Origin of the sequence: Paraburkholderia hiiakae, from assembly GCF_904848665.1 — a bacterium.
GTDB lineage: Bacteria > Pseudomonadota > Gammaproteobacteria > Burkholderiales > Burkholderiaceae > Paraburkholderia > Paraburkholderia hiiakae.
In genome coordinates, this window is sequence record NZ_CAJHCQ010000035.1 from 11,340 (window position 1) to 36,094 (window position 24,755).

Here is a 24,755-nt window from a genome sequence, read left to right on the forward strand (position 1 = left end):
CAGACGGGAGCAAGCGACATGAACTTCGTCACGACGAAAGGTTTGAAGACAGGCGGCGCGACGTATGCCCCCATTCGGAAATGGGCCGTTCGTCGCGAGCGATGAGATAAAAAGCCACCGAACCTTGCGGCATGACCGGAAAAGCCTCTCGCGCCGGCTTTCAGGTTCGCCCGGGTCGACGCAGGCTCGCCTGCGCTGCGCGGTCCCGCGCGTGGCCCCCGAGCGTGCGTCGCGCTCGAAAAGGAAGGGGCGCACGGACTGCGTCGACCCTAGACTCGGCCGCGTACGTCTGGATTCGACGTCAACGGAAACGGCCTCACAACGCGGCGCCGATTCAGTGCGCCGCGCAATCAACACGCGCAGTCAGCAGTCGTAGCTCAAGCGCTCCGGACGCCGCCATCACGCGCCAACTGGCGCCCATGATATGCAACAGCGCAAGCCATCAGCGTTTTCCGTTCCTCGCGAATCTGGCGCCATCACCAGGATCCGAAAACGAGGAACGCACCATGGAATATCAGTATTTGCTGCTCGATGTCGCTGACAAGGTCGCGACAGTGACCATCAATCGCCCAGACAAGGGCAATGCGCTGGCGCCCGGCGTGCTCGAGGAGATCATCGACGTTTTCGCGGGACTCGGTGAACGCGAAGATGTCAGCGTAGTCGTTCTCACCGGCGGCGAGCGCTACTTCTCGGCGGGCTTCGACCTCAACGAAATCCGCAAGCTCGAGAAAGTCTCCAACGAAGCGTACACGGCGCTTTTTCACCGTGCGTACCGGGCGATCCTCTTCTGCCCGCAGCCGGTTATCGCAGCAGTCGGCGGGGCCGCCATTGCCGGTGGCTTCGACCTCACCATGATGTGCGACGTCCGCTATGCGTCGAGCCGCGCAAAGTTCGGTCAGCGCGAAGTGGTGCTGGCGTTGACACCCATACTCGACCCGCTGTGGCGCATTATCGGGCTCGGCCGCGCAAAGGAAGTCGCGCTCACGGGCCGGATTTACGATGCGCAGGAAGCCGAACGAATGGGCTACGTGAGCCGCGTCTATCCGGAAGGCGAGCTCCTCGCATCGGTGAAGACCATCGCGACGGAAATGGCCGGTTACGACCGCATGTGCCTGATCGAAACGAAACGCCTCTCGAATCAACTGCTGAACCTCGACCTCGACGGTGCGATGCGCACCCAGGAGTGGCTGTTCCGCACGTATCTCGGCTCGCAAGAGAATCATCAGCGTATCGATGCGCTGCAAGCGCGCCTCGCCGCAGACCGGCGCAAGTAAGCGCAGCGCTTCTCCCCAACACCGACAACACAGGAAATACGACGCGATGAACGTACTGATCGTGTACGCGCATAACGAGTCCCAATCGTTCAATGCATCCATGAAGACCCTCGCGGTTGAAGAGCTGAACGCGCAAGGTCACGAGGTGGTGGTCTCGGATCTCTATGCCATGCGATGGAAAGCCGTCGCGGACAGCGACGATTTCGGCAGCCGCGCCAACGCCGACTATCTCGTCTATGCGCTCGAACAGCGGCATGGCTACGAGAAGAAGACACTGGCGCCCGACATTCAGGCCGAACTGGACAAGCTCGAATGGGCCGATCTCGTGATCTTCAATTTCCCGGTCTACTGGTTCTCGATGCCCGCGATCCTGAAGGGCTGGGTGGACCGGGTGCTCATTTCGGGCCGTTGCTACGGCGGCGTGCGTTTTTATGACCGCGGTGGTCTGAAGGGCAAGAAGGCGATGCTTGCGATGACCATCGGCGGTCAGCGGCACATGTTGTCCGAAGGCGGCATTCACGGCGAACTCGAAGCCATGCTTCGGCCGATCCTGCGCGGTACGCTGGCCTACACAGGCATGAGCGTCTTGCCGCCCTTCGTCGCGTGGCACGTTCCCTATATCAAGCCCGCGGAGCGCGCGGACATGCTCGATCAATATCGCCAACGGTTGCGTCAAATCGACGAACTCGAGCCGCTCCCGTTCCCGTCGCTGGACGATTTCGACGACATGCTGCGCCCCAAGGCGGCACACACCGAAACACATTAAAGGGATGCGACCATGTCACTGATACTTTCGCGTCGCGATCTGGATTTTCTGCTGTACGAATGGCTGCAAGTCGAGAAGCTGACCACGACAGAGCGTTACGCGGATCATTCGCGCGAGACGTTCGACGCCGCGCTCGATACCTGCGAAAAGATAGCCACGGACCTTTTCGCCACGCACAACAAGAAGAACGACGAGCATGAGCCCCACTTCGACGGCGAGACGGTACACGTCATTGCCGAGGTCAAGCGCGCGCTTTCAGCGTTTGGTGAAGCCGGGCTCGTGGCCGCCGGGCAGGACTATGCGCTAGGCGGCATGCAGTTGCCGCTGGTGGTCGAGAAAGCAGGCTTCGCCTGGTTCAACGCGGCGAATATCGGCACGGCGACCTTTCCTTTTCTCACCATCGGCAATGCGAATCTGCTGCTCGCCCACGGCACGCCCGCACAGATCGACACGTTCGTGCGTCCGGAACTGGAAGGCCGCTATTTCGGCACGATGTGTCTGTCCGAGCCGCAGGCTGGCTCGTCGCTCTCGGACATCACGACACGCGCGGAGCACGAGCGCGACTCACCGCTGGGCGAGCAGTACCGGCTGCGTGGCAACAAGATGTGGATCTCGGGCGGCGAGCACGAATTGTCGGAGAACATCGTTCACCTCGTGCTCGCGAAAATTCCCGGACCCGACGGCAAGCTGGTGCCGGGCGTAAAGGGCATTTCGCTTTTCATCGTGCCCAAGTACCTCGTTCACGACGATGGCTCGCGCGGCGAGCGCAACGACGTCGTGCTCGCTGGCCTGAACCACAAGATGGGCTATCGGGGCGTCACGAACTGTCTGCTCAATTTCGGCGAGGGCGTCACGCACCGGCCGCGCGGCAAGGCAGGTGCGATTGGCTATCTGGTCGGCGAGCCCGGCCAGGGGCTCGCCTACATGTTCCACATGATGAACGAGTCGCGTATTGGCGTGGGCCTCGGCGCGGCGGCGCTCGGTTATACCGGCTACCTCCATGCGCTCGACTATGCGCGCAACCGCCCGCAGGGACGCACCACGGGACCGGCAGGCAAGGACCCGGCGAGCCCCCAGGCGAGGCTGGTCGAACATGCGGACATCCGCCGCATGCTGCTCGCACAAAAGAGCTATGCCGAAGGCGCGCTTGCGCTCACGCTCTATTGCGCGAAGCTCGTCGACGAGGAACGCGCCGCCGAGGCAGCGAACGACAGACAGGCGGTACAGCAGTACTCTCTGCTGCTCGACCTGCTCACGCCGATCGCAAAGAGCTGGCCGTCGCAGTGGGGCCTCGCGGCAAACGATCTCGCCATTCAGGTGCACGGCGGCTACGGCTACACTCGCGAGTACAACGTCGAGCAGTTCTATCGCGACAACCGGCTCAATCCGATCCACGAGGGCACGCACGGCATTCAGGCGCTGGACCTGCTGGGTCGCAAGGTGACGATGAAGGAGGGCGCGGCGTTCAAAGCGCTCATCGCCACAATGCACTCGAGCGCCACGCAAGCGCGGGCGACAGGCGACGTGGCGCTGTCGGCGCATGGCACGGCGCTCGACGAGGCCGCGGCGCGTCTTGCCGATGTGACGCGCTTGCTGTGGGCGGGCGGCGATGCCGCGCTGACGTTGGCGAATGCTTCGGTCTATCTGGAGGCGTTCGGTCACGTCGCGGTCGCGTGGATCTGGCTCGAACAGGCGCTCGTGGCGCACGGTGCGCTCGCCCGGGTTGACAGCGAGCTCGCGCGCGCGTTCTATCGCGGCAAGCTTGCTGCCGCTGCGTATTTCCATCGATGGGAATTGCCGCGTGTCGGTCCGCAGCTGGACCTGCTCGCGTCGCTCGACCGGACCACGCTCGACATGCAGGACGCGTGGTTCTAAGCAACGCTGGTTCGCCGCCGCCCCGCAAATAGACAACTGGGCGGCGGCGGAAACGGCCGCCTAACGGCGTGGCGTAGCGGCCCTCACCGGCTGGATGCGCGCTGACGTTCCCAGTCGCTCTCGTCCATCGCGAGCCGGAAGCCGAGATGGGACATGCCGTTCATCGGATCCGTGCCACGCCGCGCGCTGGTACGGTAGCTGATGCAGTATGTTTCGCTGCACAGGAACGAGCCGCCGCGTGTCACGCGTTCCGGCGCGTAGGCGGTGGGGCCGTTCTCGGGATCGAAGCTCGAAGCCGGACCCTGAGGATTGCTGACGACTCGCGCCGATGCCGACTCGATGCGAAACGCGTCTGCGCGATACCAGTCGGCGACCCATTGCCAGACGTTGCCGGCCATGTCATAGAGGCCATAGCCGTTGGGCGCAAAGCGGCCCACCGGCGTCGTGCCCACCTGCACCTTTTCGTGGCTGTTGCGCTCGACGGTGACGGGGAACGGGCGAGCCGTATCGTCCCAGGTATTGGCCATCTTCTTGCCGCGCGGAGAGAACTCGTTGCCCCATGCGAAGTCGGCTTGCTCCAGGCCGCCGCGCGCCGCGTATTCCCATTCCGCCTCGGTCGGCAGCCGTTTGTGGTCCCAGCGCGCATAAGCGAGCGCGTCCTCGTACGATACCTGCACGACCGGATGAGTCTCCTTGCCAACGATATTGCTGCCGGGGCCGGTGGGGTGCCGCCAGTTCGCGCCCGGCACGAACTTCCACCAGCGCGAGTAGTCGGTCAGCGCGACGGGCGCGTCGGTGCCCGTGAAGACGAGCGCGCCGGGAACGAGCGTGTCATCGGTGGGGCGGGGCGTGCCCGGCGGCAGTTGCACCGCGAGGTCTTCCCAGCGCGGCTTACGCTCGGCCGTGGTGACGTAGCCGGTCGCGGCGACGAAACGCGCGAATTCGGCGTTGGTGACGTCGTAGCGGTCGATCCAGTAGCCATGGACCTTGACCTCGTGCGCGGGCCGCTCGTTGGGCAGTGCATGCGGGTGCTCGCTGCCCATCGCGAATTCGCCGCCCGCAATCCACACCATGTCCTTCGGGCCGGTCAGGCCGTCGCCCACGGTGAGCGGGGCAGGGTCTCTGAAATGCTGCCAGGCGCCGATTGCGGCGCCTGTCGTGACCAACGCTAGCGCGGCCGCGCCAGCCTTGTACTGCCAATGCTTGTAAGCGGACTTCATGACTGTTTCCAATGCCAAAGCGCCGACGTCGGGCTGCACGTCGGCGCGTATCAAGCCTACTTGAGCGAGGCCTGCGTTCTGGGCGGGTACTTCTTCAGCACTTGCTGATAGCGCGCGTACTCCATGATGAGCGGCACGCTGGCCGGGATATGCCGTATGGCGATCGACTCTTCTTCCTTCGGGTCCGTGTAGAGGTTGAACACCAGCACGGTCCACGCGTCGCCGACCATCCCCGCGAAGCCGCCGTTGTAGCCCTTCTGGGTCACGGCGTCGGGCAGCTGGAATTTCTTCATCAGCTTGAACTCGTCAACGCGCACCGCGGAAAGCTCGTCGTTCCAGAAGTAGAAGACGCTGCGGCGGTTCGAGACGCCCTTGTCGGCGAGCAGGAACGACGTCTGGTCGATGCCGTCAACATACGTTGTCGACGGTACGAGCTTCGCGAGATCCGCGCCCGGCGAGCCGGCGAGCGCGACCGACGTGTTGAACATGTCCGCGAAATCGAACAGGCCGTCCGAGCGGCGCGGCTCGACCATGCCCTTCCAGTAGACGAAGAACGGCGAGCGCACCGCGCCCTCCCACGTCGAGCCCTTGCCGCCGCGGAACATCGAGCGCGCCGCGGGCTGGACTTCCTGCTCGGGGCCGTTGTCCGACGCGAAGAACACGATCGTGTTGTCGAGCTCACCATTGGCCTGCAGCGTATCGATCAACTTCTTGAACATATCGTTGACCTGCACGATGCAGTCGCTATAGTTCGTGCGCGCCGCCGAGCGTCCGGCGTAGTAGGCGTTCGGATAGTTGTCGAAGTGGCACGCACGCGGCGCGTAGTACAGGAAGAACGGCTTCGTTGCGCTCTTTTCGCGGTTCAGGAAATCGACGGTGTAGTCGAGCCACTTCGTATCGAGGTCCTTGATGGTCTCGGTGTTGATTTCGTACAGGCTCTCGATCTTGCCGCCCTTCACGGCGTGCACGTCGCTCTTGTTGAACGGCAGATTGAGAATGTAGCGATAGCGCTCGGGGCTCAGTGCGATTTCGGGGTTGTACTGTGGGTCGCGCCATTCGGTGTACATATCGGAGACCGAAAGAAAACCGCGGAAGTCGTCGAAGCCGACGTTCTGCGGTTGCGAGCCATTGTTCTCGCCCATGTGCCACTTGCCGACCGCCTGGGTCGTGTAGCCCGCGCGCGAGAGCAGTTCCGGCAGCGTCGTGAGCCCGGCGAGCCCGCCTGGCTGGCCGTACATCGGCGGAATCTGGATGCCGTGATGCGCCATGTTCTGGCCGGTCATGATCGTGGCTCGCGTAGGCGAGCAGCTTGGCTGCGAGTAGGCCGAACTGAGGATCAGACTCTGGTTCGCAATGCGGTCGATGTCGGGCGTGGCGTTGCCCACCGCTTCGCCGCCGCCGTTGAAGCCGAAGTCGCTATAGCCGACGTCGTCGAGCAGGAAGATCACGATGTTCGGCCGCTTGCCGGTTTTCTGCTGCAGCGCCTGCAGCTTGCGCTCGGCCTCCTGTTGCTGGTCGCCGTGCGCGATGACCGGCTCCATGTTGTCGGCGAGCTTGACCGTGCGCGAGGCCAGATACTGATTGGGCTGGTCATAGCCCGCGAAACCCTGCTCTTTGGTGGGTTCGGTGATCGTCGCCGCGCTGCCTGCGTGCGAGATGGCCAGCGTTGCTCCTGCTGCTGCAAGAAGCAAGGCCGGGATGATGCGTTTCATGGCGTCTCCTGTCGACCAGAGTCGGTGCTTCGGCTGTCGACCGGAGTTGGCGCTTCAGCGCCTACTCCGGTCCCATGCAACGCACTTCCTCTGGTCCCATGCAAGTTTGGTGCGGCCGTTGTGATGATGGCCGGTGCTAGCCAGTGCGCGACCAGGCAGCCGGCAGCAGGGATGCCGCTGTCCGATCTGCCGCCGCAGCCGATCGGGTGAGGCACGGATACCGTTGCCGTCTCCCGGACCAAAGCAGTCGCGGGTTACGGCTCCGGCGTGAAAGTAACAGGGAAGGGCCGTCCGATCACCCCTCGTTAGTAGGGGGCGCCGCTTCCCGTCTCGCGTCAGCCGAGCTGGCGCGCGATGATCAGCTTCTGGATGTGGCTCGTGCCTTCGTAGATCTTGCATACGCGCACATCGCGCAGGTAGCGCTCGACCGGGAAGTCGCACAGGTAGCCGTAACCGCCGTGAATCTGGAGCGCGCTCGAGCACACCTTCTCGGCCATTTCGCTCGCGAACAGCTTCGCGATCGACGCCTCCTTCGTGCAGTCCACGCCGGCATCGCACAGCCGCGCCGCATGCAGGCAGTACTGGAACGCCACGTCGACCTGCGCAGCCATATCGGCGAGGTCGAACGCCACGCCTTGCAATCGGGCGATCGGCGCGCCATAGGCTTCGCGCTCGTTTGCATACTTCACGGCGGCGTCGAGCGCACCGCGCGCCGCGCCCGCGGCGATGAACGCAATGCCGATGCGGCCATCCGACAAGCCACTCATCACCGTGCGGTAGCCGTCACCTTCGGCGCCCAGGCGGTTCTCGGCCGGCACGCGATGGTTCTCAAGCGCGATCTGCGCCGTATGCGCGGTGTGCTGGCCCAGCTTTTCCTCGATACGCGTGGTCGCGTAGCCGGGTTGTGCCGGGTCGACGATGAACGTCGTGGCGCCGCGCTTGCCCGCTGCCTTGTCGGTGATCGCGAAGGCCACGCCCACGCCGGCCTCGCTGCCGTTCGAGATGAACTGCTTCGAGCCGTTGAGCACGTAGTGGTCGCCGTCGCGCACGGCGCTCGTGCGCAACGCCGCCGTGTCCGAGCCGGCATGAGACTCGGAGAGCAGGAAGGCGCCGATCGATTCGCCGCTCGCCATCGCAGGCAAAAAGCGCTCCTTTTGCTCCTCGGTGCCGTTCTTTGCGATGCACATCGCCGTGAAGTTGTGAACGTGCAGGATCGTCGCGAGGCCGGCGTCGTGCGCTGCGAACTCGTGCTGCGCGAGACAGAAGTCGAGCACGCCGGCACCGGTGCCGCCGTAGGCCTCGGGCACCAGCATGCCGAGAAAGCCGAGCTGCGCCAGTTCCCTGATTTCGGCGCGCGGCCACGCGGATTCGCGGTCGCGCTGCGCCGCCGTCGGCGCGATGATGTCCGCGGCGACGCGGCGCGCCGAGTCGCGAATCATGATCTGCTGTTCGTCGAGGAACAGGCTGGAGAGGTCTTTGCTCATGGATCGTCCTTGTGTGGGGTCGAGGCGGATCGGGCGGACGCGGCGCTCAGCGCGCGGCCCAGTCGCGCAGAACTTCGTGCGTGTGCTCGCCGCGCCGTGGAATCGCGTGCGGGGCGGGCAGCGGGGTGGCCGAGAAGCGTGGCGCCGGGTTGGCCTGCAAGACACCGTTCTCGCGCGTATAGACCGCACGTGCCTGCATGTGCGGATGCTCTGCGGCTTCTTCGGGGCAGAGCACGGGCGCGAAGCAGGCGTCGGTGCCTTCCAGCAGGGCGCACCATTGGTCGCGCGTGCGAGTCGCGAAGAGCGCGGCAAAGCGCTCGCGCAGTGCGGGCCACGCGCTCGCGTCGTAGGCTTTGTCGAAAGCGGGGTCGTCGCCGAAGCCGAGCTTCTCGCGCAGCAGGCGATAGAACTTCGGCTCGAGCGAGCCGACCGTGATCATGCCGCCATCGGCGCAGCGGTACGTGTTGTACCAGTGCGGACCGTCGAGCAGACTCTGCCCGCGCGCAGCCGTGAACTTGCCGGACGCCTGCAGCGCATGCAGCAGCGTCATCATGTGCGCGCTGCCATCGACGATTGCGGCGTCCACCACTTGTCCCTCTCCGCCCGCGCGTGCGTGCAGGATGCCCGCGAGCATCCCAACGGCGAGATAGAGCGCGCCGCCGCCGATGTCGCCAACGAGGCTCGGTGGTGTGATGGGCGGCTCGCCTGGCTGGCCCGCGTACCAGAGCGCGCCGGACAGTGCGATGTAGTTGAGGTCGTGTCCCGCGGCGTGCGCGAGCGGGCCGGTCTGCCCCCAGCCCGTCATGCGGCCGTAGACGAGCCGCGGGTTGTGCGCGAGGCACACATCGGGACCGAGCCCGAGGCGCTCCATTACGCCGGGCCGCATGCCTTCGATTAGTGCGTCGGATTGCGCGACGAGCTGCAGCACGGTGTGCACGCCTTCGGGCGTTTTCAGGTCGACCGCGATCGAGCGCTTGCCGCGATTCGGGATGTCGTGATTGCCGAGATCGATGCGATCGGCGTCGGGGTCGATGCGATCGACGACGACGACATCCGCGCCCAGATCCGCGAGCAACATGCCACAAAACGGTCCGGGCCCGATGCCCGCGATTTCGAGCACGCGCACGCCCTTCAGGGGGCCTTGCCTGTCTCGCTCCATAGTCTGTCTCGTCATTGGTTGGATGCGGCCAATGATAGAGAGCGGACCGTACGCAGACACCCCCTCGGAAGGAAAGGGGCTGGCAGCCGTGAGGCGCCGTTCGAGCCGCGCCCGCCCCCCATTCAAGGCAGGGGCACGCCCCGCGCGCGAGCGCTCACTGGAGATAGCCCTGCTCGCGCGCCCACGTCATCGCGTCATAGCGCGTCGAAACGCCAAGCTTGGTGAGGATGTTGCGCACGTTCCATTTCGTCGTCCCGACCGAAATATTCAGCGTGAGCGCGATGCGCTTGTTCGACATGGCCTGCGAGATCAACAGGAGGATTTCGAGTTCGCGCGGCGTGAGGTTGACCCCATTGCGCGGGAGCGCCAGCGCGTCTGGTCTGCTCGGGCGGGGCGAAGGCGGGCTGGCGGTATCGCCGGGTTTCGAGAGCATCTCCAGCAGGGCGGCGGCCTGCGGGGAAAGCGCCGGCGCGCCGCGCAACGCAGCGAGGAGCGGCGCGAGCGCCGCGCCTTCTTCGAGGAAGGTGCGCACGAGTCCAAGCGGCGCGCCGCCGTTCAGCGCATCGACGAGACAGTGTTGCGCCGCTACCGTTTGCTCGATGCCCGCGTATGCCGCAGCGGTGAGCAGATTCGCGCAGACGAGCAGTCGCTCGCGGCCGGTCGCCAGCGCGAACACGCGCACCTGCTGGAGGGCGTCGAGCGCTTGCGTGGCGTTGCAGTTCACGAGCGCCACGCGCGAGCGGGCCAGCGCCGCGACCGCGCGCGTTTCCTCGGTTGCGTTTGCCGCGGCGAGCGCGTTGAGCTGCGCGACGACGCCCTGCGCGCGCACATGATCGCCGTCGGCCAGCAGAATGCGCACGGTTTCTCCGAGCATGAACGCCGCGGGCCGAGCGAGGCCCAGGTCCTGGAAGTGGGCCGTCTGGCGCTGGAGAAAGGCGAGAGCCGCCGCCGGACCCTGATCGATGCGGTCGAGCCGCGCGTGAACGAGCGAGGCCTGCACCATGACGTCGGGCCACGAAGCGCGCAGCAAGCTCGCGCGATTGGCGAGCACGTCGCGCGCTTCGGCGATGCGGTCGAGTTCGTAGTACGCGTCGCCTAGCATGGCGGCGCACAGTCCCGCACAGACGGAGTGCCTGCCGTAAGTCGTTTGCGCCTGCTCAAGCAAGGCCGCTGCCACGCGCGCCGTCTCGCGCACGCGCCCTTGCTTGAGGTAAGTGGCGGGCAGCGTGACCTCGAACATCAGCGCGATCTCGCTGCCCTGGTCGTCGCTTTGCACGGCGTTTTCGTCATGCAGGCGCAAGGCTTCGCGCATGCGGCCCGCGTGCGCGAAGGCCGTCACCAGCGCCGCTATGTAGATGTACTTCAGCGTGCGGTTCGATGGCCACGACTCCGGCGCTATGTTCAGCAGCGCGATCACGCGCTCGCTGTCGTCGCGCTGCGTGGCGATCGTCGCCTGCGCGAGCGCGAGCTGGGCTTCCATCCCGGGGCGGCCCGCCGGTTCGCTGCGCCGCAATTGTTCGAGCCAGTGCTGCGCCTGCGCTGGCCGCGCCGTCAATGCGTAGGTAAGGGAGCCGAGAAACGAGAGTCGCGGGTGCTCGACGAGTGCGTCCTCCGGCAGATGGTCGAGCAGGTGGACCATCGCGCCGACAGCGCTGAAGCTCCAGTCGGCGGGCATCGCGTTCTCGATGGTCCGCACGGCGAGCGCGAGATCACCGCCAAGATTCGCGTGGCGCACGGCATCGACGAGCATCTGCTGGCTTGCGAACCACGCGCTCGCGCGCCGGTGCAGCGCTTGCAGTGCCGTGGGCGCATTGCCGTTGCGCTGCACGAACCGGCTGCACAGGAACTCGCCAAGCAGAGGATGCAGGCGGTACCACGGCGTGCGGTCGTCGGTCTCCACACGCTGGATCAGCAGGTATTCCTCCTCCGCGCGCCGCAGCAGGTCGGCGGCATGCGCATGTCCGGTGACGTGAGCGGCGAGCGCCGCATTGAAGCGCCGCAGCGGCGCGAGCGCTTCGATCAGCGCGATCGTTTCCGCATTCGCCTGGGCGATCACGTCTTCGGCGAGGTAGTTCTGCAGATCGCTCGAGCGGCGCAGGAAGGCCGGCAACTGGGCGCGTGTGGCCGGGCGGTTGCGCAGCATGATCGCGACCAGCTGAAGACTGGCGGGCCAACCGTGCGTGACGTCCTGGATGAGCTGCAGTTCGTCGGCGGTCAGCTTCATCGTCGCGAGATTCTGCTCGAAGAACGCCTGGGTCTCGTCAAGGCTGAACGGCAGGTCTTCGAGGCCCGCTTCCGCGAGTTGGCCATAGACGCGCAGGCGGCTTACGGAAAGCGGCGGCGTGGTGCGCGAGGCGATGACGATGTGCAGGTTCGGCGGGCAATGGGTGGCGAGCTTTTGCATCAGCTCGTGTGCCCACGGGTCGTCGATGTGGTGATAGTCATCGACGAACAGGTAGATGTCTTTCGCCACGCGCTGGGCCTGCGCGATGATCGCGGCCGCCATCGACTCGGCCGGCCACGCGGTATCTTCGCGCGCGGGCGGCAACGCGACGGCGGGCACCACGCCAAGGCGCGCCAGCGCGCCGAGCAGGTCGTCGCAAAACACCGCCCTGCGGCGGTCGTCCGCCGCGAGCGCGAGCCATGCGACTTCCGCACCGGCCTTCATCAGTTCCTGGCGCCACTGCACGAGCAGGATGGTCTTGCCAAAGCCCGCGTTGCCCGTAACCAGCGTGAGCGCGCAACGCTGCGCATCGCGCAGCCGTTCGATGAGCCGCCTGCGCACGATATGGCGCGGGCCGATGCGCGGCGGCGCGAATTTCGCCGGCGCGGCCGGCTCGTCGAGTGGCGGTGTTCGATACGTCATGGCGGTGTCCGGGTGAGGGCGCGACAGGCGTTTGAGCCCGCGAAGCCCCTGTTTTGTGGCCGAGCCATTGTGCCTGCCCGTGCCGGTCTGCGGCCCCCCCGCAAATAGAGGGGAATGCGTGCAGGCAAATCCCTATCGTTGCAATGCACGCATGGCGCGTCCGGCGCGCGGAGCAGCGCGCGCCGGACCGGCGGGCGATCCGTCCCCGTCCGTCCGCGCCGCGCGAATACAGGATTTTTCGCCAGGACTGGCATGGATTGGGGAGCAATAGATGAGCGTCACATTTGAACTCAAGGGCCCGGTGGGCTGGATCACCCTCGCGCGTCCGGAAGCCATGAACGCGTTGTCGCGCGACATGGTGGAAGGCATCACCGCGAAGCTCGTGGAATGGCAGGACAACCCGCAGGTGCGCGTCGTCGCCGTGACCGGCACGGGCCGCGCCTTCAGCGCCGGCGCCGACCTGAAAACGGCCGGCGCGCCCGCGCAGCCGGGCGAGAAAGACTTTCTCGACAAGATCGTCGACCTGTTCGACACAATGCGGGCGTTTCCGCGCCCGGTTATCGCGGCTGTCAACGGTCTCGCGCTCGCGGGCGGCCTCGAAGCCGTGATGACGTGCGACTTCGTGATCGCGGCGGAAAGCGCGCGCTTCGGCGACGCGCATTCGAACTTCGGCGTGTTCCCCGGCGGCGGCGGCGCAGCCGTGCTGCCGCGCAAGATCCCCGTGAACATCGCCAAGTACCTGCTGTTCACGGGCGATTCGGTGTCGGCGCAGGAGATGAAGCAGTACGGGCTCGTTGCCGAAGTGGTGGCCGACGCCGAACTCATCGACCGTGTGCAGGCGCTCGGCGAGAAGCTCGCGGCCAAGAGCCCGCTCGTGCTCACGAAGATGAAGCGCGTGGCCGACGAATCGGCGGACAAGCCGGTCGCGGACGCGCTGCGCCACGAAGTGCTCGAGCTGCGCAATCACCAGCGCTCGTATGACATTCAGGAGGGCTTGCGCGCGTTCGTCGAGAAGCGCAAGCCGGAATTCAAGGGCTACTGATCGTTCGGACTATTGGGGAAACCATGGAAAACATTTATATCGTCGGCGTGAGCATGACGCCGTTTGGCCGTCACATGGACAAGAGCGTCAAGCAGCTCACCGCGTGGGCGGTCGAGGACGCGCTCAAGGACGCCGGGTGCGAGCGCAAGTGGATCCGCGCCGCGTTCTTCGGCAACACGGCACAGGGCCACTTCGACGGCCAGCACATGATTCGCGGCCAGGTCGCGCTGCTGCCGATCGGCCTGGGCGGTATTCCGATCTACAACATCGAGGGCGCGTGTGCGTCGTCGAGTGCGGCGTTCAACCTCGCGGTGACGCAGCTGCGCGCGGGCGCGGCCGACGTCGTGCTGGCGGTGGGCGCGGAAAAGATGTACTCGGACGACAAGGCGAAGATGTTCTCGTGCTTCGAATCGGCATGGGACGTCGAAACGCTCGACGAGAACAAGAACTGCCTCGCCGACATGGGCAGGGACATCGTGCCGCCGCCCGGCTCGCAATCGGAGAAGCCGTACAGCCCGTTCATGGACGTCTACGCGGCGCTGGGCCGTGCGTTCATGTCGCGCTTCGGCGTGACGCAGCGCCAGATCGCGGCGGTCGCGGCGAAGAACCACGTGCATTCGGTCCACAACGAGCGCTCGCAGTACCGCAAGCCGATGACGATCGACGAAGTCCTGGCCGCGCCGCCCATCACGTATCCGATGACGCTGCCGATGTGCTCGCCGATCTCGGACGGCGCCGCCGCCGCGATCCTCTGCACGGAGAGCGCGCTGAAGAAGTACGGCTTCGACCGCAGCCGCGCGGTCAAGGTGATGGCGAGCGTGCTGCGCTCGGGCTCCCTGCGCGCCGCCGACGACTACGAGAACGCCTGCACGCCGCAAGCCGCGAAGGAGGCTTTCGAGCAGGCCGGCATCAGCCCGTCCGAGATCAACGTTGCCGAGCTGCACGACGCCACCGCGATTGGCGAGCTGATCACGTTCGAAGGTCTTGGCCTGCGCGAACCGGGCATGAGCGGCATTCTCGCCGAGCGCGGCGAGACTTCGCTTGGCGGCTCGATCGTCGTCAACCCCTCGGGCGGCCTCGAATCGAAGGGCCATCCGATCGGCGCGACCGGCCTTGGCCAGATCTTCGAACTCGTCGAGCAGCTGCGCGGCAACTGCGGCCCGCGCCAGGTCGAAGGCGTGCGCTTTGCGATCCAGGGCAACGGCGGCGGTCTCTGGCGCGTCGAAGAGGCGCTCGAGCACATCGCCATTCTCGGCAAGGCATAACCGCGCAAAGCACGTGGCCGGCCCGCGCGGCCGGCCTGGAGTCAATCTATGGTCGAAATCAGTTGGGAAGATCGAGTCGCAGTCCTGACGATGAAGGGCGCTTCGCCCTGGAACGTCATGGACCGCACCATGCTCGAGCAGCTCGGCGCGGCGCTGCCGGAAGCCGTCGCGCAGGGCGCCCGCGCCATCGTGCTGACGGGCGCCGGGCGCGTGTTCTCGGCGGGCGGCGACGTGCGCCTCTTCAACGCACTCGCCCAGGAAGGCGAGGACGCGCTTTCGCGCACGATCGGCGAGTACATGGAGGACCTCGGTAACCCGATCGCACGCTACATTGCGCAAGCGCCGGTGCCCGTGATCGCGGCCGTCAACGGACCGTGCGCGGGCGGCGCGCTCGGCTACGCGCTCGCCGCCGATATCGTGCTGTGCTCGCGCTCGGCCTACTTTCTCGTCGCGCAGATCACGCAGCTCGGCATCGTGCCCGATCTCGGCATCAACTGGGTGCTCGGGCGCGCGCTCGGTCGCCCGCGCGCACTTGGCATGGCGTTGCTCGGCGACCGCATCGCTGGCGAGCAGGCGGAGCAATGGGGCGTAGTCTGGCGATGTTTCGACGACGCCGAATTGATGACGCAGGCCCTCGCCATGGCGAAGAAGCTCGCGGCGCTGCCTTCGGAGGCCATCGTCGAGTGCCGCCGGCTCGTGGACGACGCGAGCCAGATGTCGATGAAGCAGTCGCTCGCCGCCGAGCGCGAAGTGCAACGCGGTCTCGTGCGTTCGGCGTTCTTCCAGCAAGCGTGCGCGCGCTTCGTGTCGAAGTAGTGGAGATGGGTGTCGTATGACCGGCATGTGCGCCGGTTAAAAAAGAAGCCCCGGTCGCCATGCGCACCGGGGCTTTTTCATGCAGTTGCGAGCGCTCAGAGCGTGCGCGAGATGATCAGCTTCTGGATGTGGCTCGTGCCTTCGTAGATCTTCGTCACGCGCACGTCGCGGTAGTAGCGCTCGACCGGAAAGTCGCTCAGATAGCCGTAGCCGCCGTGGATTTGCAGCGCCTCGGAGCAGACCTTCTCGGCCATTTCGCTCGCGAAGAGCTTGGCCATCGACGCTTCCTTCGTGCAGGGTATGCCCGCCACGAGAAGGCGCGCGGCGTGAAGCACGAATTGATGCGCGATCTCGACCTGCGTGGCCATGTCGGCGAGGTCGAAGGCGACGCCTTGCAGGTTGATGATCGGCGCGCCGTAGGCTTCGCGCTCCTTCGCATAGCGCACGGCGGCGTCGAGCGCCGCGCGGGCGGCTCCGACCGCGATGGAGGCGATCGCGATGCGGCCTTCCGACATGCCGCGCAGCATCTGCCGATAGGCACTGCCTTCCTCGCCGATGCGGTTCGCCACCGGCACGCAGCAGTCGATCAACTGGATTTGCGCGAGGTGTGCGCTGCGCTGGCCGAGCTTGTCCTCGACGCGCGCCACGTGATAGCCGGGCTCGGACGTGTCGATGATGAACATGCTCGCGCCTTTCTTGCCCGAGGCCTGGTCGGTGATCGCGAGCGCGACGCCCACGCCGGCCTTGTTGCCGTTCGAGATGAACTGCTTGTTGCCGTTCAGTACGTAATGGTCGCCGTTGCGTTTTGCCGACGTGCGGAACCCGGCGGTGTCCGAACCGGCCTGCGGCTCGGAAAAGAGGCCCGCGCCGATGTGCTCGCCCGTGATCATGCGCGGCAGGAAGCGGGCCTTTTGGGCGTCGTCGCCAAGCTCCGCGATCAGGCCGGCAATCGTGTTGTGGACGTGCACGACGGTGGCGAACCCCGCGTCGGCAGCGGCGAACTCTTCGAGCGCGAGGCAGTAGTCGACGAAGGTCGCGCCCGAGCCGCCGTGCTCCTCGGGCACGAGCATGCTGAGAAAGCCGAGCTTCGCGATGGCGTCGAGCTCGCTGGCCGGCCATGCGTGGGTGCGGTCGCGCTCGGCGGCCGTCGGGGCGACGATTTCGTTGGCGACGGTGCGCGCCGAGTCGCGGATCATCACTTCCTGTTCGCTCAGGAACGCTGCGGATACGTCGGTCATGGGTTCTCCCTCTCCTCGTTGGACATGCGCCGTGGCCCGCGCGGCAGCGCGCGACCCACGGCATGGCAATGCGGCAGGGGCCGCGCGTGCGCGCGAGCCCCATGCTGGGTCGAACTATGAACGGCGCGCGAGCGCGTCGCGCCCCTACATTGGAGGGGGGCGACGCTCGCGGCGAAGCGCGCCCCCCAATCTGGACGGGGGCGCTCGTGCGAGGCGCGTCATATGCTCGATCCACGACCTGGGGCACCGCGAAAGCGGCGGTACGGGTTCATTCTTTTGATCGAGACATTGGAGAGACTTTCATGAGCATCCGTTTTGACGGCAAGGTTGCGCTGATCACCGGCGCTGGCGCGGGTCTTGGCCGCGCTCACGCGCTGGCATTCGCCGCGCGCGGCGCGAAAGTGGTGATCAACGATTTCGGCGGCAGCCGCGACGGCACGGGCAGTTCGACGAGCGCGGCACAAGCCGTGGTCGACGAGATCCGCAAGGCGGGCGGCAGCGCGATCGCGAACGGCGCGAACGTCGCCGATCCGGCGCAGGTCCAGGCGATGGTCGAGCAGGCGATGGCCGAGTTTGGCCGTATCGACATCCTCGTGAACAACGCGGGCATCCTGCGCGACAAGAGTTTCTCGAAGTCGCAGCCTGAAGACTTCAAGCTCGTGCTCGACGTGCACCTGATGGGTTCCATCAACTGCTCGAAGGCCGTGTGGGACATCATGCGCGCGCAGGAATACGGCCGCATCATGATGACGACGTCGGCAGCGGGCCTCTATGGCAACTTCGGCCAGGCGAACTACGCCGCGGCCAAGATGGCGCTCGTGGGCCTCATGAACGTGCTTGCCGTGGAAGGCCGCAAGAACAACATCAAGGTCAACACGCTCGCGCCGGTCGCGGCGACGCGCATGACCGAAGACGTGCTGCCCGCCGAAGCGCTGCAGCGCATCCAGCCGGAGCGCGTCACGCCGGGCGTGCTGTACCTGTGCAGCGAAGAGGCGCCGACGAAGGTGATCCTCGCGGCGGGCGGCGGCACGTTCTCGACCGCGACGATCATGGAGACCGCGCCGGTCCATATTGCGGACGAAGCGCTCACGCCCGAGGGCATAGCCGCGCGCTTCGGCCAGATCGCCGACTGGAGCACGGCGCGCCAATATGCGGAAGTGACGCAGCAGGTCCAGCAGTTCCTCGCGCCCGCCGTGCAATAACGGCAAGCATCGAGTCGAAACACACACACGGCGTCCCGCACGGACGCCGTGTGCATTTTCAGGGTGGAGCGATACGATGAAGCTGGACTTTGCCAACATCATGTCTCACCTCGCAGTGCGCTTCGCGCAGTGCGAAGCGCTTGTCAACGTCGAGCGCGCACGGCGCTACGATTTCGACGAACTGCACCGTCTCACCAACCGCATCGCCAACATGATGCGCGAGCGGTTGAGCCTGCGTCGCGGCGACGTCTGGCTGTGCCTGCTCGAAAACGACAACCTTTCGCTGCTGCACGCATGGACTGCGCTCAAGGGCGAAGCGGCCGCGGCATGGACCAACATCCGCGATTCGATCGACGAGCATCGTTCGCAGATCGAATTCATCGGGCCGAAAGTCGTGTTCATCGAGAACGCGTTGCTCGATCGCTATTTCGACTGGCTGCACGAACGCGGCATCGAGGTGGTGTGCATGGACCCGCCCGCCGCGCCGCGCGCGGGCCTCGCGTACTTCTGGGATCTCCTCGACGGCGTGCGCGACGACAAGCCCGGTGTCTCGAACGACGCGTTCAACGATCCGCTCGTCTATCGCTTCACGGGAGGCACGACCGGCAAGGGCAAGTGCGCGCAGTACACCATGGACAACTGGCTTGCCAGCCGCGACTCGCTCTATGTCGAGTACGAGCAGGTCTACTCCGAAGCAACACGTTATCTGCACATGGCGCCGATCAGCCACGGCTCGGGCCTCGGCATGCTGCCGACGCTCTTTCGCGGTGGGTGCACGGTCACGCAGAACGTGCCCGATCTCGCGCAGTGGTGCAGCAACATCGAGCGCGAGCGGATTACGACCACGCTGCTGTTGCCAACGCTCGTCTATCGGCTGCTCGAATTACCAGAAGCGGCGCGGCACGATCTGTCGAGCTTGCGCACGCTCATCTACGGCGGCTCGCCGATGAGCCCGGCGAAGCTCTCGCGTGCGCAGGCGCGCTTTGGCAACATATTCATTCAGCAGTACGGATCGACGGAGTGTCTTCAGGCGATTTCGACGCTCACGAAGGCCGATCATGCGCGGCCCGGCGAGCGCCATCTCGCGTCGGCGGGGCGCCCGGCGCCTGGCATGGACCTGAAGATCGTGGGAGAGGACGGCGACGAACTCGCACATCGCGAGACCGGCGAAATCTGGCTGCGCTCGCGGGCGACGATCTCGGGCTACTTCGACAACCCGATCGCGAGCGCTTCGGAGTTCGAGGACGGCTACTGGAAGTCGGGCGATCTCGGCTATGTCGACGAAGAAGGGTATCTGTATATCGTCGATCGCAAGAAAGACGTGATCATCACCGGCGGATTCAACGTCTATGCGGTGGAGGTTGAAGCCGCATTGAGCGCGCATCCGGCCGTGGAGAACGCCGCGGTGGTCGGCGTGCCGCATGACGAATGGGGCGAGGCCGTGCATGCGGAGGTCGTGCTGCGCGCGGGCGCGGGGGTGTCGGCCGAGGCGCTGATCGAGTACGCGAAAGGGCGGCTCGGGCGCTTCAAGGCGCCGAAATCCATTACGTTCGTGCAGACCTTGCCGCTCAGCGCAGTCGGCAAAGTGTTGCGGCGCACGGTGAGGGAGAAATATTGGAGCGGCGTGTCGCGGCGCGTTTCTTAAGCGCCATCAGCGGCACAAGCAGCATAAGCGGGCCAGTGTTGGGCCGCCCCTTTTGGCGAATGCCGCGGGGCGGCCTTTTTTTGTGTTCAGCCTGGCCGCACACGGCGCGGCCACCTGGGCCGCGCCTCGTTTAGCCCTCGTTTAGCCGATACGCCGGGCCTGATCCTTCCAGTACTTCTCGCGCACGTGCCGGCGCAGCACCTTGCCCACCGGGCTCAACGGCAACGCTTCGACGAAGCAGATGGTTTTCGGCGCCTTGAAGCGGCCAAGCAGTCCCTTCACGTGCTCGATCAGTTCCTCGGCGCTCACCTCCATGCCGGCGCGCACGAGCACCTCGGCGTGCACGGTCTCGCCCCATTCGGCGTGCGGCACGCCCACCACGGCGGCATTTTCCACGGCGGGATGCGAGCTCAACGCGGCTTCGACCTCCACGGCGTAGACGTTGAATCCACCCGTGATGATCATGTCTTTCTTGCGATCGACGATGAAGAGGTAGCCGCCGTCGTCGAGATAACCGAGGTCGCCGGATTTCCAGAAGCCGTCGTCGAACTCGCCGGTTGTGCCCTCGGGGTTGTTGAAGTAGCCGGCGATCGTGCCGCGGCAACGCACCCAGATCTCACCCGTCTGCCCTTGCGCCACTTCCTGGCCGTTCTCGTCCACCACCTTGACTTCGATGCCGGTGCCGACCTGGCCCGCCGATGCGAGGCGGCCTGTCTCGACGCCGGTGAGGTGATCCGCCTTCGAGAGCATCGCAACCATCTGCAGAACCTCGGTCGCGCCGTAGATCTGCGTGAACACGTTGCCGAAGCGCTCCTGCGCGAGCTTGAGCTTGGCGGGGCTCATCGGCGAGCCGCCATAGAAGATCGTGGTCAGCGTGGATAGATCGTAGTTGGCGGTCTCCTTCACTTCCAGCAGACGATAGATCAGCGTCGGCACGAGCAGCGCGTTCGTAATCTTCTCGGTCTGCACGTTCACGCACCACTGACGCAGGTCCGCGATGTTCTGCGTGACGTTGCAGCCGCCACGAAAGAACGTGGACAGGATGCTGAAGCCCGAAGCGTGGCTGATCGGCGCCATATGCAGGTTGCGTGTTGCTTCGCCGAAGTACTGCTCGTTTTCGAAGTACGACGCGTCGCGCATGGCCATCCAGTTGTCGATGGTGTACTGCGCGCACTTGCTCTTGCCCGTCGTGCCGCCCGTGAAGCGATAGACGAGCACGTCCGTGAGCGCGTCGCTTTCGACATCGGGATTGGCGTCGCTGCAGCCTTCAACGAGATCCCAGAAGTCAAGGAGTCCTGCGCGCGGCGCGGCAGGCGGGTCCATGCAGACAACCGTGATGCCGCGTTGCGTGAGGAGGTCGAAATAACGCTCGAGCAGCGTGTTCTCGATGAACACCACCTTGGGCTTGATGAAGTCCAGCTGCCAGCAGTGCTCCTCGAGCGAGTCACGGAAGTTCGTGTACACCGCGCCCGCCTCGCCTTTGAGGGCGGTCCACGCGTGCAGCAGCGACATGTTGTCGTTTTCGACCAGGCACATCCAGGTGTCGCCGCGGCGCAGGTTCAGGCGCTCGCGCATCATGTTGGCGATCTGGTTGGTGACCCGATGGAGTTCGCCGAACGTATAGCGCCGCTCGCGCTCGACGTTGACGAGCGCTTCGTTGTCCGCGTACCGCAGCGCGGTGTAGCCGAGAATCCGCGCAAAGTTCATTTTCATCCCATGTCTCCGTTTTTTCCTGGCTGGCCGCCAAGGCGCATGATGCGTGCGCCTGCCAGCGCGTCAGCCGATTTTATGCATTCGCATTCGGCGTCGCTCCTTCCTTTTCGTGGGGCTGGGGCGTCGCGCGTGCGCTGGCATAGGGAGCGGCCGGCGGGCGAGGTGACGGGGCCGCGCGACGGGCAAGTTCGCGCACGACCATTGTCGCACTCCTCGCAAGACGGCCGCGCTTGCTGCGTGCTTCGTCCTGAGGTGTCCTTCAGATAACCCCTCAGATAGCCCCTCAAATCGCTCGATACCAGGCCACGCCGTCGCTGTCTTCCTGGAGCGCCGCGAGCCCGCGGTTCACCAGGTAATTCAGGTGAGCGATGCTTTCTCCCGTCGCGAGTCCGTAAGTCGATGCGTCTTCGGGCGCGATCGCGCGGCCGAAGAGCGCACCGAACGTATCGACGGCGCGTTTCGGCTCGCGCAGCGTGCCGTGCAGCCGCTCGAGCGCGCGCTGCTGCGAAGCGGCAAGCCGCGCGAGCCGCGCATGCAGGCCAGTGAACGGCTCGTTGTGCGCGGGCAGCACCAGCACGTCGTCTGGCACGCGGGCGCGGATCGCATCGAGCGAGGCGAGCCAGTCGGCGAGCGGGTCGGCGTCGGGTTCGCTCGGCAGCACCGATACGTTGGACGAAATGCGCGGCAACACCTGGTCACCCGAGACAAAGAGCTTGAGCGCCGGGCAGTACAGACAGGCATGCTCGGGCGTGTGTCCCGAACCGACGACGACTTCCCAATCGTGGCCTCCGATCGCGACGATCTCGCGGTCGCGCATGCGCCGGTAGCTCGCGGGTAGCGGTGCGATGAGCCGGCCGAAGGTGCCGAAGCGCTTGCGGTAAGTGTCGAGCGCCATGGCGTCCCAGCCCGCGCGGCGATAGAACGCGATCGCCTCGTCGGGGGCCGGGTGGCCCGTGTCGCCCGCGAGCATGCGGCACTGGAGGTATTCGGTGCGCGTCATCCATAGCCGCCGGCCGAAACGCCGCGTGAGCCATCCCGCCATGCCCACATGATCGGGATGCAGGTGGGTGACGATCACGCGCGTGACGCCTTTGGCGAGCGGCCCGTCGAGCAACGCGCGCCATGCTTCGATCGTCGCTTCGTTGCCGAGGCCGGTGTCGATCAGCGTGTGACCGTCCGCTTCCTCCAGTGCCCATACGTTGATGTGCGAAAGCGAGGAGGGCAGCGCGAGGCGCATCCAGCGCACGCCCGGCGCGATCTCGCGCGCTTCGCCGCGTTCCGGCGGCGCGCCGCAGGGATAGGCGAGCCCGTGGCCCGCGTCCCGATGGTTCGCGTCAGTCATTGCTGTCCTTTGTGGAATGGTTCGAATCTGCGCAACTGTGCATGTTCGACTTGTATCGCGATTCGGCTGGTTTTTCCCCCGCCCTTTGGAGGGGGGCGTGGGCCTCCCCGCCTTCAGGACAGGGGCGGTGTAACGCGCGGCCTGCTCAAATCGACATCCAACTGCGTCTGGCCGATGCGCGCGCAAGCCGCACACGTTCGCCGCATCACCCAGGCGGCGCGGGGCCGTGCGGCTCGCCTTCATCGGGCACCCCTCGGCCGCGCCTGTCAAACATCCCACAGGAGAAGGAGACGATGAGCTATAGCGCGCCCATCAAGGACATGCTGTTCGTCATGAAGGAACTGGCGGGCCTCGACGACGTTGCCCGGCTGCCGGGCTTCGAGGAAGCCACGCCCGAAACCGTGCAATCCGTGCTGGACGAGGCCGGCAAGCTGGCAAGCGAGGTCTGGGCGCCGCTGAACGTGACGGGCGACCGCGAACCGCCGCAGTGGCGCGATGGCGCAGTGAGCGCAACGCTGGGATTCAAGGAGGCGTTCCGTCAGTTCGTCGATGGCGGCTGGCAGGGCCTCGCGCATCCTGTCGAATACGGTGGCCAGGGCTTGCCCAGGCTGGTGGGCGCCGCGTGCCTCGAAATGCAGAAGGCCGCGAATCTGTCGCTCGCGACGTGCCCATCGCTCACGGACGGCGCGATCGAGGCGCTGCTCATGGCAGGCAGCGAGGGGCAGAAGGCGCGCTGGCTGCCGCGCCTCGTCTCGGGCGAATGGTCCGGCACGATGAACCTCACGGAGCCGCAGGCCGGCTCCGACCTCGGCATGCTGCGCGCGCGCGCGGAACCTCAGGCCGACGGCACGTACCGCCTGTTCGGCACGAAGATCTTCATCTCGTGGGGCGAGCACGACATGAGCGGCAATATCGTTCATCTCGTGCTCGCGCGCACGCCCGGCGCGCCGGAAGGCGTGAAGGGCATCTCGCTCTTTCTCGTGCCGAAGTTCCTCCTGAACGACGACGGCACGCTGGGCGCACGCAACGACGTGCAGTGCGTGTCGATCGAGCACAAGATGGGCCTCAAGGGCAGCCCGACCGCCGTGCTCCAGTATGGCGACAACGGTGGCGCGATCGGCGAGCGGATCGGCGCGGAGAATCGCGGGCTCGAGTACATGTTCATCATGATGATTTCGGCGCGCTTCGCCGTGGGCATGCAAGGCATCGGGCTTGCCGAGCGCGCGTACCAGAAGGCGCGCGGCTATGCGAAGGAGCGCGTACAGAGCCGTCCGGTGGACGGCTCTTCGTCCTGCCCGGTGACGATCGTCCATCACCCGGACGTGCGCCGCATGCTCGGCACAATGCGCGCGCTGACCGAGGCGGCACGCGCCGTGGCGCTCGTCGCGGCGGCGCATGCCGATCGCGCGCATCGCCATCCCGATGCGACGACGCGCGCCGAACACCACGCGCTTTACGAATTCATGGTGCCGGTCGTGAAGGGCTGGAGCACGGAGATGGCGGTGGAAACCGCGAGCCTCGGCGTGCAGGTTCATGGCGGCATGGGCTTCATCGAAGAAACCGGCGCCGCGCAGTTCTATCGCGACGCGCGCATCCTGCCGATCTACGAAGGCACGACGGCGATCCAGGGCAACGATCTCATCGGCCGCAAGACCGTGCGCGACGGCGGCGCGGTAGCGAAGCGGATCATCGGCGACATCGAGCGGACCGTGCAGGCGCTCGAGGCGAGCCCGGCATACGCGGATGACGCCGCGCTCAAGGCCATGCACAAGCATCTCGCGGCGGCAAACCGCGCGTTCTCGCATGCAGTCGATTTCATGCTCGAGAACGCGAAGGCCGATCCGAACGCCGCGTACATGGGTGGCGTCGCGTATCTGAAACTCGCGGGCGTCATGCTGGGCGGCTGGCAGATGGCCCGTGCGCTGATCGCTTCGCACGCGCTGATGCATGAGGATCCGGCATTCCATGGCGCGAAGATCGCGACCGCGCACCACTACGCTACGCACATCCTGCCGCAGGCCGCGGCGTTCGAAGCGACGATCGTTGCTGCGCGCGGCGGTGAGGGCATGCTCGCGTTGAGCGAAGACCTGTTCTGATCCGCCAACAAAAACGGGGCCGCGAAAGCCCCGTTTATCT

General features: G+C 65.8%; 17 protein-coding genes. 9 read left to right on the forward strand and 8 right to left on the reverse strand.

What is annotated here, in order from left to right; translation table 11 throughout:
• The first annotated feature begins 506 nt into the window (after nt 1–506).
• From JMY28_RS37055 to JMY28_RS37065, 3 genes are read left to right on the forward strand one after another with little or no spacing between them, the layout of a single operon-like run.
• Nucleotides 507–1,274, forward strand: coding sequence for an enoyl-CoA hydratase/isomerase family protein (locus JMY28_RS37055; protein ID WP_236597213.1), 768 nt, complete (start codon nt 507–509; stop codon nt 1,272–1,274).
• A gap of 46 nt (nt 1,275–1,320) precedes the next feature.
• On the forward strand, nt 1,321–2,040 hold the full coding sequence (locus JMY28_RS37060) for an NAD(P)H-dependent oxidoreductase (protein WP_201700847.1): 720 nt from the start codon (nt 1,321–1,323) through the stop codon (nt 2,038–2,040).
• Between the two features lie 12 nt (nt 2,041–2,052).
• Nucleotides 2,053–3,915, forward strand: a complete 1,863-nt coding sequence (locus JMY28_RS37065) for an acyl-CoA dehydrogenase (RefSeq protein WP_201700848.1) — start codon at nt 2,053–2,055, stop codon at nt 3,913–3,915.
• An 83-nt stretch (nt 3,916–3,998) separates the two neighbouring features.
• On the opposite strand, the gene JMY28_RS37070 is transcribed toward JMY28_RS37065, so the two are convergent.
• The 5 genes from JMY28_RS37070 to JMY28_RS37090 all read right to left on the reverse strand — a co-directional run bounded on the left by JMY28_RS37070 (nt 3,999) and on the right by JMY28_RS37090 (nt 12,356).
• Nucleotides 3,999–5,135: a formylglycine-generating enzyme family protein gene (locus JMY28_RS37070; protein ID WP_201700849.1), complete on the reverse strand. Its 1,137-nt coding sequence runs from the start codon at nt 5,133–5,135 to the stop codon at nt 3,999–4,001.
• 56 nt (nt 5,136–5,191) lie between these two features.
• Nucleotides 5,192–6,847: a sulfatase-like hydrolase/transferase gene (locus JMY28_RS37075; RefSeq protein WP_201700850.1), complete on the reverse strand. Its 1,656-nt coding sequence runs from the start codon at nt 6,845–6,847 to the stop codon at nt 5,192–5,194.
• A gap of 335 nt (nt 6,848–7,182) precedes the next feature.
• Nucleotides 7,183–8,331 (reverse strand): acyl-CoA dehydrogenase family protein, encoded by a 1,149-nt coding sequence (locus JMY28_RS37080; protein WP_328809980.1) that lies wholly within the window; start codon nt 8,329–8,331, stop codon nt 7,183–7,185.
• Nucleotides 8,332–8,377: 46 nt separating this feature from the next.
• Nucleotides 8,378–9,490, reverse strand: coding sequence for a CaiB/BaiF CoA transferase family protein (locus JMY28_RS37085; protein WP_201700851.1), 1,113 nt, complete (start codon nt 9,488–9,490; stop codon nt 8,378–8,380).
• Nucleotides 9,491–9,644: 154 nt separating this feature from the next.
• Nucleotides 9,645–12,356: a LuxR C-terminal-related transcriptional regulator gene (locus JMY28_RS37090; RefSeq protein ID WP_201700852.1), complete on the reverse strand. Its 2,712-nt coding sequence runs from the start codon at nt 12,354–12,356 to the stop codon at nt 9,645–9,647.
• A 271-nt stretch (nt 12,357–12,627) separates the two neighbouring features.
• Between JMY28_RS37090 and JMY28_RS37095 the strand changes: the two genes are divergently transcribed.
• The 3 genes from JMY28_RS37095 to JMY28_RS37105 are packed head-to-tail and all read left to right on the forward strand — an operon-like array spanning nt 12,628 to nt 15,479.
• A complete protein-coding gene (locus JMY28_RS37095; RefSeq protein ID WP_201700853.1) occupies nt 12,628–13,398 on the forward strand; it encodes an enoyl-CoA hydratase/isomerase family protein in 771 nt (256 codons plus the stop codon).
• A gap of 23 nt (nt 13,399–13,421) precedes the next feature.
• On the forward strand, nt 13,422–14,663 hold the full coding sequence (locus JMY28_RS37100; protein ID WP_201700854.1) for a thiolase family protein: 1,242 nt from the start codon (nt 13,422–13,424) through the stop codon (nt 14,661–14,663).
• 48 nt (nt 14,664–14,711) lie between these two features.
• A complete protein-coding gene (locus JMY28_RS37105; RefSeq protein WP_201700855.1) occupies nt 14,712–15,479 on the forward strand; it encodes an enoyl-CoA hydratase/isomerase family protein in 768 nt (255 codons plus the stop codon).
• 95 nt (nt 15,480–15,574) lie between these two features.
• Here JMY28_RS37105 and JMY28_RS37110 read toward each other — a convergent pair whose 3' ends face one another.
• Nucleotides 15,575–16,717, reverse strand: coding sequence for an acyl-CoA dehydrogenase family protein (locus JMY28_RS37110; protein WP_201700856.1), 1,143 nt, complete (start codon nt 16,715–16,717; stop codon nt 15,575–15,577).
• Nucleotides 16,718–17,019: 302 nt separating this feature from the next.
• On the opposite strand from JMY28_RS37110, the gene JMY28_RS37115 reads away from it, so the two are divergent.
• A complete protein-coding gene (locus tag JMY28_RS37115) occupies nt 17,020–17,919 on the forward strand; it encodes an SDR family oxidoreductase (protein WP_201700857.1) in 900 nt (299 codons plus the stop codon).
• Between the two features lie 76 nt (nt 17,920–17,995).
• On the forward strand, nt 17,996–19,564 hold the full coding sequence (locus tag JMY28_RS37120) for a class I adenylate-forming enzyme family protein (RefSeq protein ID WP_201700858.1): 1,569 nt from the start codon (nt 17,996–17,998) through the stop codon (nt 19,562–19,564).
• Between the two features lie 141 nt (nt 19,565–19,705).
• Here JMY28_RS37120 and JMY28_RS37125 read toward each other — a convergent pair whose 3' ends face one another.
• The gene (locus JMY28_RS37125; RefSeq protein ID WP_201700859.1) at nt 19,706–21,277 is read right to left on the reverse strand and encodes an AMP-binding protein; all 1,572 of its coding nucleotides are present in this window, start codon (nt 21,275–21,277) and stop codon (nt 19,706–19,708) included.
• Nucleotides 21,278–21,560: 283 nt separating this feature from the next.
• Nucleotides 21,561–22,619 (reverse strand): MBL fold metallo-hydrolase, encoded by a 1,059-nt coding sequence (locus JMY28_RS37130; RefSeq protein ID WP_201700860.1) that lies wholly within the window; start codon nt 22,617–22,619, stop codon nt 21,561–21,563.
• A 293-nt stretch (nt 22,620–22,912) separates the two neighbouring features.
• On the opposite strand from JMY28_RS37130, the gene JMY28_RS37135 reads away from it, so the two are divergent.
• Entirely contained in the window at nt 22,913–24,715 is a 1,803-nt protein-coding gene (locus tag JMY28_RS37135) for an acyl-CoA dehydrogenase (RefSeq protein WP_201700861.1), read from the forward strand.
• The last annotated feature ends 40 nt before the right edge of the window (nt 24,716–24,755 follow it).

Coding starts and splice junctions, on each gene's coding strand:
- JMY28_RS37055 (WP_236597213.1), top strand. CDS start 507: ATGGAATATCAGTATTTGCTGCTCGATGTCGCTGACAAGGTCGCGACA.
- JMY28_RS37060 (WP_201700847.1), top strand. CDS start 1,321: ATGAACGTACTGATCGTGTACGCGCATAACGAGTCCCAATCGTTCAAT.
- JMY28_RS37065 (WP_201700848.1), top strand. CDS start 2,053: ATGTCACTGATACTTTCGCGTCGCGATCTGGATTTTCTGCTGTACGAA.
- JMY28_RS37070 (WP_201700849.1), bottom strand. CDS start 5,135: ATGAAGTCCGCTTACAAGCATTGGCAGTACAAGGCTGGCGCGGCCGCG.
- JMY28_RS37075 (WP_201700850.1), bottom strand. CDS start 6,847: ATGAAACGCATCATCCCGGCCTTGCTTCTTGCAGCAGCAGGAGCAACG.
- JMY28_RS37080 (WP_328809980.1), bottom strand. CDS start 8,331: ATGAGCAAAGACCTCTCCAGCCTGTTCCTCGACGAACAGCAGATCATG.
- JMY28_RS37085 (WP_201700851.1), bottom strand. CDS start 9,490: ATGGAGCGAGACAGGCAAGGCCCCCTGAAGGGCGTGCGCGTGCTCGAA.
- JMY28_RS37090 (WP_201700852.1), bottom strand. CDS start 12,356: ATGACGTATCGAACACCGCCACTCGACGAGCCGGCCGCGCCGGCGAAA.
- JMY28_RS37095 (WP_201700853.1), top strand. CDS start 12,628: ATGAGCGTCACATTTGAACTCAAGGGCCCGGTGGGCTGGATCACCCTC.
- JMY28_RS37100 (WP_201700854.1), top strand. CDS start 13,422: ATGGAAAACATTTATATCGTCGGCGTGAGCATGACGCCGTTTGGCCGT.
- JMY28_RS37105 (WP_201700855.1), top strand. CDS start 14,712: ATGGTCGAAATCAGTTGGGAAGATCGAGTCGCAGTCCTGACGATGAAG.
- JMY28_RS37110 (WP_201700856.1), bottom strand. CDS start 16,717: ATGACCGACGTATCCGCAGCGTTCCTGAGCGAACAGGAAGTGATGATC.
- JMY28_RS37115 (WP_201700857.1), top strand. CDS start 17,020: ATGAGCATCCGTTTTGACGGCAAGGTTGCGCTGATCACCGGCGCTGGC.
- JMY28_RS37120 (WP_201700858.1), top strand. CDS start 17,996: ATGAAGCTGGACTTTGCCAACATCATGTCTCACCTCGCAGTGCGCTTC.
- JMY28_RS37125 (WP_201700859.1), bottom strand. CDS start 21,277: ATGAAAATGAACTTTGCGCGGATTCTCGGCTACACCGCGCTGCGGTAC.
- JMY28_RS37130 (WP_201700860.1), bottom strand. CDS start 22,619: ATGACTGACGCGAACCATCGGGACGCGGGCCACGGGCTCGCCTATCCC.
- JMY28_RS37135 (WP_201700861.1), top strand. CDS start 22,913: ATGAGCTATAGCGCGCCCATCAAGGACATGCTGTTCGTCATGAAGGAA.